Source organism: Flavobacterium sp. KBS0721 (genome assembly GCF_002007065.3).
GTDB classification, from domain to species: Bacteria; Bacteroidota; Bacteroidia; order Flavobacteriales; family Flavobacteriaceae; genus Flavobacterium; species Flavobacterium piscis.
In genome coordinates, this window is the sequence record NZ_CP042170.1 from 3,732,684 (window position 1) to 3,744,836 (window position 12,153).

General features: G+C 35.3%; 8 protein-coding genes. 4 read left to right on the forward strand and 4 right to left on the reverse strand.

The window, feature by feature from the left end:
- Positions 1-127: 127 nt before the first annotated feature.
- A complete protein-coding gene (locus B0M43_RS16095; RefSeq protein WP_078007331.1) occupies positions 128-433 on the forward strand; it encodes a putative quinol monooxygenase in 306 nt (101 codons plus the stop codon).
- A 46-nt stretch (positions 434-479) separates the two neighbouring features.
- Here B0M43_RS16095 and B0M43_RS16100 read toward each other — a convergent pair whose 3' ends face one another.
- From B0M43_RS16100 to B0M43_RS16115, 4 genes are all read right to left on the reverse strand, one after another.
- Positions 480-1,106, reverse strand: coding sequence for an NAD(P)-dependent oxidoreductase (locus tag B0M43_RS16100; RefSeq protein WP_078007330.1), 627 nt, complete (start codon positions 1,104-1,106; stop codon positions 480-482).
- Between the two features lies 1 nt (position 1,107).
- Entirely contained in the window at positions 1,108-1,914 is an 807-nt protein-coding gene (locus B0M43_RS16105) for an inositol monophosphatase family protein (RefSeq protein WP_078007329.1), read from the reverse strand.
- Between the two features lie 81 nt (positions 1,915-1,995).
- The gene (locus B0M43_RS16110; protein ID WP_078007328.1) at positions 1,996-2,898 is read right to left on the reverse strand and encodes an AraC family transcriptional regulator; all 903 of its coding nucleotides are present in this window, start codon (positions 2,896-2,898) and stop codon (positions 1,996-1,998) included.
- A 98-nt stretch (positions 2,899-2,996) separates the two neighbouring features.
- Positions 2,997-6,959: a hybrid sensor histidine kinase/response regulator transcription factor gene (locus B0M43_RS16115; protein WP_078007594.1), complete on the reverse strand. Its 3,963-nt coding sequence runs from the start codon at positions 6,957-6,959 to the stop codon at positions 2,997-2,999.
- Between the two features lie 408 nt (positions 6,960-7,367).
- On the opposite strand from B0M43_RS16115, the gene B0M43_RS16120 reads away from it, so the two are divergent.
- From B0M43_RS16120 to B0M43_RS16130, 3 genes are all read left to right on the forward strand, one after another.
- The gene (locus tag B0M43_RS16120; RefSeq protein WP_078007327.1) at positions 7,368-8,414 is read left to right on the forward strand and encodes a family 43 glycosylhydrolase; all 1,047 of its coding nucleotides are present in this window, start codon (positions 7,368-7,370) and stop codon (positions 8,412-8,414) included.
- A gap of 158 nt (positions 8,415-8,572) precedes the next feature.
- Positions 8,573-10,741 (forward strand): TIM-barrel domain-containing protein, encoded by a 2,169-nt coding sequence (locus tag B0M43_RS16125; protein ID WP_078007326.1) that lies wholly within the window; start codon positions 8,573-8,575, stop codon positions 10,739-10,741.
- 157 nt (positions 10,742-10,898) lie between these two features.
- Positions 10,899-11,834: a glycoside hydrolase family 43 protein gene (locus tag B0M43_RS16130; RefSeq protein ID WP_246860135.1), complete on the forward strand. Its 936-nt coding sequence runs from the start codon at positions 10,899-10,901 to the stop codon at positions 11,832-11,834.
- Positions 11,835-12,153 lie beyond the last annotated feature (319 nt).

The window sequence follows — 12,153 nt, forward strand, 5'->3', positions numbered from 1 at the left end:
CGAGAAATCACACAAGAAATTCCGTCCAGAATATCGCCAGTCTTTGTCGAGTTACTAATGGAGATCCCTCGTTCCTCTTGGATGACAAAAGTGTGTTAATTAATAAAAAACATATTAAAATAAAAAAATGGAAAATCAAAATCCGGTTCATGTTTTTGCGACATGGAAAGTTAAAGAAGGTGAGATTCAAAACGTTTTAAATTTACTAAAAAAAGTACATGAAGAAAGCGTTAAAGAAAAAGGAAATTTGTTTTACACCATTCATCAAAATAATTCAGATTTAAATAACATATTATTATTTGAAGGATATAGTAACGAAGATGCCGTAACAGCGCATCGAAATTCAACTTATTTTCAGGAGGTAGTTTTAGGACAGATTGTGCCATTATTAGAAAACAGGGAGATTGTATTAGCAACGCCTTTGAATTATTAATAAAGGAAATAAAAAAGTAACAGCACTGAGCTGTTACTTTTTTTTATTAATTCGTCAACGCGACATATAGGTAAAGTCTTGTTGGATCTTCGGCCTCCTTAATTAAATAATCAGCAACATCTGCTCTTGAAATTTTGCCCACTTTCATTCCTTTAGAAAGTCCCGTTATGGTTTTATAAGCCGAACTTTTATCTTTATTGGTAAGCATTCCCGGCCTGATAATTTCCCATTTTAAAGAACTATTGGTGATGATTTCTTCCATTTTTGTTTTATTATTATATTGATCTTTCAGGAATAATGAAATCACGGTTTTCATAAAAAAGCTTAAATACCTTTTACTTTCTCCCGCTCCAAAACCTGTAATTACTAAAACTGGTGAAGAGAAATTTAAATCGTCAGCAACCTTTACCAAATTATTTGCAATATCAGAAAAAAGAGTTGTTGCTTTTTTATTTTTTGTGCCAACGGTTATGAGTACAGTATCAGCATCTTTTATGGCATTTTTTAAGTCTGTAGGCGAGGTAGCGCTTCCATTTATTTTAATGAGATTGGGATGATTTGGGATCTGATTTGTATTTGTTGACAAAGCTGTTACGTTATGTCCGTTTTTGAGAGCCTGCGATACGGCTTGTAATCCAATTCCGGCTCCGGCTCCTATAATGGCTATGTTCATTTTAATTTGTAGATTTAATTTGTAGATATTTCTCTGCAATATTTTTTGGTGCAGCCAATACACTTTCGCTTCCCCATTTCCATGGTTTTCCCACTGCTGTCAGGATTGCTGCACCAGCTTCTTTAGCGATAAGCAGTCCGGCAATCCAATTATAAGTATCAAGATCTTCCTGAACAAACAAATCGATTCTTCCTGCGCCAACATAAGCCAATTGAAGACCGTGTGGCCCATAATTTCTAACTATTCCGTAATTGCGGATCAGTTTTGTAATTGTAGCACCAATTTTTTCATTTAAATTATTATCTGATTTATCCTGATGACCGTATTCAAAAACAGCAAGCATCACAGCCGGATCTGTTTTAAGGCTAATTTTGAGTAATTTGCCATTCATAAAGGCACCTTCGCCTTTTTTTGCCCAAAATATTTCATTAGCCAAAGGATCAAAAATTACAGAAAAGTAAGGCTGTCCATCACGAATAAGTGCCAGATTGATTGTCCATCCTGCAATGTGCTGAAGATATTGAATAGCTCCATCCATCGCATCGCAAAGCCAGTATTCTTCGTATTCGGCCGGATTTCTTTGTGAATTGGTATCAAATTCGTCTCCAATATGCCAGGGTGTGTTGGGAAATTCCGGAGATAAATCTTCTTTTAAAGAAGTCAGGCACAAAGTGTCGATGTCTTCTAATTGTTTCAAAAGCGCATCCATAGTTTGCGGAATAGCATTTTGCTTGTAATCTTTTAAAAACACGTTGCCCACTTTTTGTATTGCGTCGAGTATGATGGGAATGTTGATTTCGTTTTGCATATCAGTTAAAGTATTAATTACAATGCAAAACTACTTGTAGCATGAGGTTTTAATGTAGTTTGAATGATGGGAAGAATAGTTCTAATCACGGAATTTTTTCCGAAACTCAAGAGGAGTGAGGCTGGTTACTTTTTTAAAAAGTTTTCCAAAATAAACAGGTTCTTCGTAACCAACTTCGTAAGCAATTTCCTTTACGCTATTAGTTGTAAAGTAGAGCAATCTTTTGGCTTCCATGATAGAGGCTTCCTGAATATGTACAGACACAGGACTTCCTGTTAATGATTTTACAGTATCATTTAAATGCGCTGTCGAAATAGAAAGTGCCGCCGCATATTGAGCAGGCTGTTTCCAGGTTTTGAAATGTTCTTTTGTTAGTTTCATGAACGATTCCTTAATGATAATACTTCGGTTTTCTTTTGTTTTATCAAGAGCTAAATCAGAAACTATTTCTCCCGCAATTAAACTTAAAAGCCCATTTAGCAAGGAATGAACAGTTTTTTGACTATACTGATTCGTATTTTGCTGTTGTACTTTTTCAATTAAATCCATCATGAGACAAAGCTGCTCAAAAAAAGGAGATTCGTGTTGAAGTAAAAAAGGATTATCAATTTTATGTTCTAAAAGGAGCAATACTTCTTTATTGACGAGCGACGGATCAAAACTAATCATCCATCCTTTTGGATTTTTTAATTCTATAATATGATGTACTTGCTCCGGAAAAACACAAATTAAGGCCGGCGCAGTAAATTCAATGTTTTTGAAATCAATATTGAATTGAAATATTCCGTTTACTGCCAACATCAATTGGCAATGATTATCCCGATGTGGCTTCGAGATATCATGTTCTTCAACATCCCGGTCTTCCATATTAACCATAATAATTCCTGCCTTTGCAAGAGGCGAAAGCTCAAATTGTCTGATCGTATTGTTTTTATTTTTCAATTTAAAATAATAATCTATCGTGATATCTTTATTTACAGACAAAAATAGCGATTAAAAATTTTACACTGTACTAATTTGTATTTCCCCATTTATACAAGATTTAAAGTATTTATTAAAAAAACATTTCTAAAAAAATCATATTATTTTATTTCCTGATTGCCATTATTAATAAACTCTGATGGCGACATCGAAAAGCTTTTCTGGAAGTTTCTGCTAAAACTGGACTGCGAATTGTAACCTACGATTTCTGAAATTTCATAGACCTTATATTTGCCGGAAAGCAGTAATTCTGCCGCTTTCTTTAAACGGGCATTATTGATAAGCTCGTTTGGACTTAGATTAGAAATGTCTTTTATTTTACGATACAAAGTCGAACGGCTCATGTGCAGAATATCGGCCAATGATTCGACACTAAGGTTCGTATCTGCAATATTCTGGTCTATAATTTCATCTAGTTTTTTAATGAAATCTTCGTCAATTTTATTGTGGGCAATACTTTTTAAATGGGATAAAGGAGAACTTGCATAAAACTCCATAACATGACGTCTATTGGATAATAAATTATCAATTTGAGCCAATATAAAATCAATCGAAAAAGGTTTAGAGATATAAGCATCAGCTCCTGATTCCAGACCTTTAATTCTGGATTGTATGGCGGTTAAAGCGGTCAACAGAATGACAGGAATATGACTCGTTTCGATATTAGATTTAATGCGATCACACAGTTCAATTCCGTCCATTACGGGCATTGTAATATCGCTGATAACAATGTGTATCGTTTGATTGTGAATTACTTTTAAGGCTTCTTCACCGTTAGTCGCCTTGAAAATTTTATATTCTTTTCCAAGTTCCTTGCTCATAAAATTAAGGAGCTCTAAATTATCCTCGACAATAAGAATTTGCGTTTTTGTGTTTTTTGCGATAATCTCATTTTCCAGTTCTTCGTTATTGTCTTTTAAGGTGTTTTCAGCTGTGTCTTTATAAAGATGAAATTCACTTTGTTGGCGCAGCGGCAATCGCAATACAAAAGTATTCATAGCATCATCTACAAATTGCAGTTTTAAAGTTCCGTTATGCAATTCCGTCAAAGAATGCGCGAGCGACAAACCAATTCCGGTTCCGGTCTGCGTTTCAGATCCTAATATTCTAAAGAAAGGTTCAAAAATTTTGCTTTTAAGACCTTTCGGAATCAGATTACCATCATTTTTCACTATAAATTCCAGAGAATTTTCGTCTCTGAACAAAGTAATAATCACTTCCTTTTTGGCATATTTAACGGCATTACTAATCAAATTGCTCAGAATTTTGGTAATCGCTTCTTCATCAACAAAAGCATAAATATCCTTGTCTCCCAATTCTAATGCTAAGTGAATATTCCTTTCTTCAATAAGAGGTGTAAATTGCAATTGCAATTGCTTGACTAAAAGTGAGATATTGGTTTCAACAAATGTTAGTCCCAAACCTTCCATTTCGGTTTTTCTAAAATCCAGCAGTTCATTAACCAAATTCAATAATCTCGAAGTGTTTTTCTCCATGATGGATAAATTGGGAATGATTTCCGGAGATTCGTAAGTTCTTTTCAGCAAGCTTTCTAAAGGACTTTTTATCAGCGTTAAAGGTGTTCGTATTTCATGCGCCACATTGGTGAAAAACTCAATTTTAGCGTGGTATATTTCTTTCTCTTTTTCGTTATTAAGATTGGCAATTTTTTGGTTGTTTTCCTTGATATTCATGTGATGATACCTGCGTAAAAGCCAATACAGGCATCCCGCAATTACCAGAAAATAAAGGAAAAAAGCATAACCGCTTGCCCAAAATGGCGGTAAAATGGTAATTTCTACCACAGCTTCTTTGCTCCAAATCCCGCTGGCGCTCAATGATTTTACCCTGAATTTGTAATTACCTGAAGGAAGCTCTGTAAAGAATACTTTATTGTTTTTATTCAGATAAACCCAGTCGTCGCTAATCCCGTCGAGTTTGTACCAATATTGCGTAAGTTCAGGAGCTGTATAACTTAAAGCAGCAAAATCAATATTAAAATTAGACTGATAATTTTTTAAAGTGATTTTCCTGATATAAGAAACCGATTCGTCGAGCGGAGAATCTTCGTCATTTACAATTACATCCTGGTTGTTGATTTGAAGCCCCGTAATAAAAATGGGAGGATTGTATTTATAGGTACTAAAATTCTTTGGATTAAAACTAATCATCCCGTTTAGGTTTCCAAAATACATATCGCCATTAGCATCTTTAAAAGCCGAACTATAATTAAACTGATCACTCAGTAATCCGTTTGCTGTGGTAAAAATTTTAACTGATTTTGTTTTATAATTAAATCTCACCAATCCTTTTGAAGTTGTAATACATAGATTTTGCTGGTCATCCTGCAAAATAGAATAAATTACATTGCTCGAAAACCCGTCTTTGGTGGTAAATTTTTTGAATTCCTTTTTTTCGGTATCAAACAAATTCAGACCATTTTCTGTTGCAATCCAAAGATTGTTTTGCTGATCCTGAAATATCGAAGTGATAAAATCATTACTAATGCTTTTATCATCTTTATAATCGTGTCTGTAAACAGCTTTTTCCTTGGTTTTCGGGTTATAATAAAAAAGTCCGTCACGATACGATCCTGCCCATAAATTTCCCTTTTTGTCTTTGAACATGCAGGTATAATGGGTAGTTTCTGAAAAAATAGAACAAATTTCGAAACTATCCTTTTGATCATCATACAAATAAATGCCCACAGAAGTTACGACATATAATTTCTTTTCGGGAGTTTCATAAAACGTAACAATAAAATCACTTTTAAAATTACTGGTCGTGTGGTCGTAATGTTTGATAACTTTTCCGGAGTTGGCATCCATAACATCCAGTCCGTGCTCAAAAGTTCCTATCCAGATTTTATTTCCTCTTGGCAAAACACCGTGTATATTGTAAAAAGAAAGCCCGGATCTTGTTCCGTCAGGCAGGTAATTAACAAATTTCTTTGTGCGGAGGTTAAACTTATTAATTCCTGCATCTTCAGTACCAATCCAGAGATTGCCCTGATCGTCTTTCTGAATTTCGCGCACAGCACTTCCTACAATGGCGTTTTCGCTTTTTCGCGGAAAATATTTCTTAAACTGATCGTATTGTTTCTGATGATAATTTACGCCTCCAAAATAAGTTCCAATCCATACGCCATTTTCTTTATCAATAGTAATACAATAGGCGGCATTATCTGAAATCGCATAAGGATCACTCGGACTTTTACGTAAATTCCGAATCGTTTTATGCTCTAAATTATAGATATAAGCACCGGATTCACTGGCAATCCATAATTCATTTTTGTTTCTTTTAAATTGTCGTACAAAAACAGGTTTTTCTGCATCGTTAATAAACGGAATAGTTTTACCGCTTGAAACGTCATATTTGTAAACGCCATGATCACGAGTTCCTATCAAAACCGAATTTGCATCTAATGCATATATGACAGATATTGAAAAAGTTGATTTAGGCAGCTGCACCCTGATTTTTTCAAAACTCTGAGTAGCTTCAGAATAGCGGTATAAATCATCATAAGAAGACACCCAGATGACACCATTTTTATCACACGAAATTGAAGTAGCATAAAAAGAATCTTTGCCATCGAACATGACAGTTTCTTTGGTATCAACATTGTATTTAATCAATGTCCCGATCGAGATAAACCAAAGATTGTTTTTTAAATCATTGTCGATATCATTAATACGATTCGTAATGGCTTCGTTGATAAAAGCAAACCTTTCTAATTTTTTGTCGTAAGAATACAATCCTTTATCGGTTCCTACCCAAATATAATTTCTGAATTCATGCAGCGATTGAATGTAGTTACTTCCTAATGATGTTTTAGGATCTCTTGCACTTCGAAATGTCTTGAAATGATATCCGTCAAAACGGTTCAGGCCGTCTTTTGTCCCCAGCCATAAAAAACCGTCTTTATCCTGAATCGAAGCCAAAACGGTATTGTTAGACATTCCGTTTTCGACTTTATAATGCTTAAAATAATATTCCTGGCTAAAAATTGTAGTCGACAAAAATAAGAGACCGACTAATATCCCAATTTTAAAGAAACGTTGCATGTATGTGTTTTTATTAATTTTTATATAAAAAAATAAATTTCCCGCTGGTGTCATAAGTGTTCATTTTGATTTTTCTAGCGTACTGACCAAGTAATAAAAGGGTATTTGAATCAATTGAACACAATTGTGAAACAAAATGAGATTAAAATAATGTGCTCAATATGCTACTTTGGCCAAAAATTAAAATGATATTTTTTTAATATATAAATTATTGTATTACTAAAAAATAAGGAAAATGTTTTAATAGTACTCAAAATATATTGCAAATGGACGCTTGCAATATTACTTATATTTTTAGTAATACAAAATGAAATTCTTAAAAGTTATTTTTTTAATCGAAATGAAATGCGCTAACCTTAAACCAAAAACAAAAAGGCCAGAATTGGTTGAAAACAACAAAAGTTACTCATGAAAAAAAAATCCATTTTAAAACAAACACTTTTATTGATGCTGTTTTGCCTCATCAACAATATTGCATTGGCGCAGGAAATATTTACCAATCCAATTTTAGATTACGGGCCAGATCCTTACAGTACCTATCATAACGGTTATTATTACTACACGCATACCATGCAGGACCGTTTGGTTCTTTTAAAAACAAAAAGTTTAGCCGATTTAAAAAATGCTGAAAAGAAAACCATTTGGATTGCACCTAAAAATACCGACTATTCCGCTGAAATCTGGGCACCTGAATTTCATTATATCAATGGTAAATGGTATGTTTATTTTGCTGCTGATAATGGTACTAACAATACGCACAGAATGTATGTTTTAGAAAATGATTCGAAAGATCCAATGAAAGGAGAATGGATTTTTAAAGGAAAAATTGCCGCACAAACAGATAAATGGGCGATTGACGGTAATGTATTTACCTATAAAAAGCACTTGTACATGATTTGGTCCGGCTGGGAAGGGGATACCAATGGACAGCAAAATATTTATATCGCCAAAATGAAAACGCCTACTCAAATTGATGGAGACAGAGTTCGTATTTCAAGCCCGACACAACCATGGGAGTTGTATGGCGCGCTGCACGACGATGTCAATCCGCCACAAGTAAATGTAAACGAAGGACCTCAGTTTTTGACGCATAAAGAAAAGGTGTTTATTGTTTTTTCGGCCAGCGGCTGTTGGACAGATAATTATAGTTTAGGCCTTTTAACCTTTACAGGAAACGAAAATTTGCTGGATGCTTCGGCCTGGGTAAAATCAGATCAGCCAATTCTGGGACAATCAGATCAGACTAAAGTATATGCTCCGGGGCATAATTCCTTTTTTAAATCGCCAAATGGCAAAGAAGACTGGATTTTATACCACGCAAATTCAAAACCCGGAGAAGGATGCGGCATAAAAAGATCACCAAGAATGCAACAAATAAAATGGGATAAAAACGGAAATCCGGTTATTGGTGAACCCGTTTCCGAGGTTACTAAATTGGCTATTCCGGCATTGTAAAATACTGTATGTCTGGTTGAAACAATATCGATAACAAGATATTGTTTTGACCATTTCATCAAAAAACACAAATTAAGTCAATATTTTTATAAATATACTAAAACGTTTTAGTATGTTTGCAATGATTGATATCGTTTAATAACATTTAAATTTTTAGCATGAATTTGAAATCAATTTTATTTTTAGCATTTTTTATTGCATTCGGAATATCAAATGCAACAGCTCAGGAAATTCCGTTACTCAAAACTTCATTAGTAGGTAACAGAATTGCAGAATTTATTCCCAAAGGTTTTGATCAAAACAAAACTCCCTCATTAATTCTTGCTGCTGAACCAAAATCCAAAGGGAAACTGCCATCAGACTGGTCATTGATTCCGCAATTCACATTCAAAAACAATAAAGCCGGCGCGATCTTAAACCTAAAAGGAGAAGTAAGCCTTTACGGAGGAGGAGAAGTAACCGGGCCGCTTTTGCGTAACGGACAATCTATAAAATTATGGAATACAGATACAGGAGCCTATAGCGTAGAAGGCGGTAAAAGATTGTATCAAACACATCCATGGGTTATGGGCGTGCGTCCAGACGGTTCTGCTTTTGGAATTATTTTCGACAGTACATGGAAAGCAGAGTTAATTACCAACTCAGATCAGATTATTTATAATTCAGAAGGCGCATTGTTTAGAGTGTATATTATCGATAGAAAATCGCCTCAGGAAGTGATCAAAGGACTTTCAGAATTAACAGGAACCATAAAATTGCCTCCACGCTGGGCTCTGGGCTATCATCAATGCCGATTTTCTTATGACAGTGAAAAACGTGTTATGGAAATAGCAGATACTTTTAGAGAAAAGAAAATTCCATGCGACGTAATCTGGATGGATATTGATTATATGCAGGGTTACCGTGTTTTTACTTTTGATAGTATTAGATTCCGAAACCCAAAAGTGCTGAATGATAATTTGCATAAAAAAGGCTTTCGTGCAGTATATATGATCGATCCCGGAGTAAAAGTAGACAAAGAATATTCGGTTTATAAATCCGGTACACAAAGTGATGTTTGGGTGAAGAAAAATGACGGAGAAGAATACCACGGAAAAGTTTGGCCGGGCGATTGTGTTTTTCCTGATTTTACAAATCCACAAGCCAGAAATTGGTGGGGCGGACTTTATAAAGATTTCTTAAACACAGGTATCGATGGTGTTTGGAATGATGTGAACGAACCTGCTGTAAATGATAGTGATTTGCCCGAAGATAAACGCCTCGGAACAATGCCGTACGATACACCACACAAAGGCGGAGGTAATTTGCCTCAGGGTTCTCACTTGCTGTATCACAATGCTTACGGTCGTTTGATGGTAGAAGCTTCGTACGACGGGATTTTAAAAGTAAACCCAACAAAACGCCCTTTTCTTCTTACCCGTTCTAATTTATTAGGAGGTCAGCGTTACGCGGCCACCTGGACAGGAGATAATTATGCGAGCTGGGAACACTTAAAATTATCTGTACCCATGTCGCTTACTTTAGGACTATCAGGTCAGCCTTTTAACGGGCCGGATATTGGAGGTTTCCTTGGTAATACCGATGGCGATTTATGGGCGAACTGGCTTGGTTTTGGAGCGTTTATGCCTTTTGCACGCGGTCACGCCTGTGCAGGAACAAATGATAAAGAACCTTGGGCATATGGCGCAGAAATAGAAAAAACGTCAAGAATTGCCTTAGAACGACGTTATCGTTTGCTGCCTTATATATACACACTTTTTTACGAATCCTCTAAAACCGGAATGCCCGTTATGGCTCCTGTATTTTTTGCAGACAGTAAAGATTCGCGCCTTAGAGCCGAAGAACAGGCTTTTTTATTAGGAGAAAATCTTTTGATAATACCCGCATTTGCCAAAGATCCAATATTGCCTTCAGGAATATGGGAAGAATTAAATTTGGTCGAAGGAGAAAAGCAGGATAAATATCAGGCGAAACTGAAAATAAAAGGCGGAAGCATTATTCCGGCTGGTAAAATTATCCAGAATGCAGGAGAGAATTCATTCGATCCGTTAAGTCTTTTAGTTTGTCTGAATCAGTCTAATAAAGCAAAAGGAGAATTGTATCTGGATTCAGGCGATGGATTTGGATTCCAGAACGGAGATTATGCTTTAGTAAACTTTACTGCCGAAAAAAAGAACAATACCGTCATCATCAAAACCAACGGAAAACAAGGAAAAAGAAATATCGATCAGGAAATAAACAAAATAAAGGTACAATTGCTTTTGGATGGTAAAACATATGAAGGTTCCGGTACGCTTAAAGATGGAATTACAATTGCTTTAAAGTAACAACAAACAGGCAAATCGAATAATTATATAAATAGGAAAAAACGGAGGAGCGCTAAAATGAAAGTAGATGCTAAACCCGTAAATAGCTGGTCGAATTAATCCCAATGTTATGAAACAAGTTTTATTTTTTCTTTTCATTATTTTATGCTCAAAAACAATGGCACAAACCGCCGTTTCTGTTGTAGCAAAAAATAATAATCCTATATTCAAAGGTTGGTACGCTGATCCTGAAGGAATTATTTTTGATAAAACGTATTGGGTGTATCCCACTTTTTCGGCTCCGTATGAAGATCAGGTTTTTTTGGATGTTTTTTCGTCAAAAGATCTCACAAACTGGACAAAACATTCCAGGATTCTCGATACAACAGCAGTAAAATGGGCAAAACGAGCGATATGGGCACCTTCGATCATTAAAAATAAAAAGAAATACTTTTTGTTTTTTGGCGCAAATGATATCCAGAATGACAATGAAATAGGCGGAATTGGCGTTGCCGTGGCTTCAAAACCAGAAGGACCTTATAAAGACTATTTAGGAAAACCGCTTGTAGATAAATTTCATAACGGAGCCCAGCCTATCGATCAGTTTGTATTTAGGGACAAAGACGGCCAGTTTTATTTAATTTATGGAGGATGGAGACATTGTAATATTGTGAAACTAAAAAGTGATTTTACCGGTTTCATTCCTTTTGAGGATAAAACCGTATTCAAAGAAATAACTCCCCAAAATTATGTCGAAGGACCTTTTATGTTCATTCGAAACAATAAATATTACTTTATGTGGTCAGAAGGCGGCTGGACCGGCCCTGATTATTGCGTAGCGTATGCTATTGCAGATTCTCCAATGGGACCCTTTAAAAGAATTGGAAAAATTTTGGAACAAGATGCTACAATTGCTGTTGGGGCGGGACATCATTCCGTCATTAAGGCACCGGATTCTGATCAATATTTTATTGTGTACCACAGAAGACCCATCAAAGAAACCCACGCCAACTCCAGAGAAACCTGCATAGAAGAAATGCATTTTGATGAAAATGGTTTGATCCAACCTGTTGTTATTACCAATGAGGGAGTACAACCGCATATCATTAAATAAAGATTTTATAGAGTTTAAAAAATTTAATCTCGCAAATCCATAAAGTTTTTGAATAGCCATTAGCTTCACCCAGGGGATAAATTTGAATAGTATTTAGATTTCCTTTTTTTAAGGAGCTAATGCTATCAGGACTGGATACAAAAGGATTTTCCACTTCTATCAGGGATATACGAATCCTTTTCATAAGAATATTTTCGTATAATTTGTCATTTCGACCGAAGGGAGAAATCACACTAGAAACTCCGTGGTCAAAATCGCCAATCGTTGTCGAGTTTCGCGTGTGATTTCTCCCTTCGGTCGAAATGACAAAAACAATCTG

Excerpts from the sequence above, each read along its gene's own strand:
- B0M43_RS16115 (WP_078007594.1), bottom strand. The coding sequence starts at position 6,959 with ATGCAACGTTTCTTTAAAATTGGGATATTAGTCGGTCTCTTATTTTTG.
- B0M43_RS16125 (WP_078007326.1), top strand. The coding sequence starts at position 8,573 with ATGAATTTGAAATCAATTTTATTTTTAGCATTTTTTATTGCATTCGGA.
- B0M43_RS16130 (WP_246860135.1), top strand. The coding sequence starts at position 10,899 with ATGGCACAAACCGCCGTTTCTGTTGTAGCAAAAAATAATAATCCTATA.
- B0M43_RS16105 (WP_078007329.1), bottom strand. The coding sequence starts at position 1,914 with ATGCAAAACGAAATCAACATTCCCATCATACTCGACGCAATACAAAAA.
- B0M43_RS16095 (WP_078007331.1), top strand. The coding sequence starts at position 128 with ATGGAAAATCAAAATCCGGTTCATGTTTTTGCGACATGGAAAGTTAAA.
- B0M43_RS16120 (WP_078007327.1), top strand. The coding sequence starts at position 7,368 with ATGAAAAAAAAATCCATTTTAAAACAAACACTTTTATTGATGCTGTTT.
- B0M43_RS16100 (WP_078007330.1), bottom strand. The coding sequence starts at position 1,106 with ATGAACATAGCCATTATAGGAGCCGGAGCCGGAATTGGATTACAAGCC.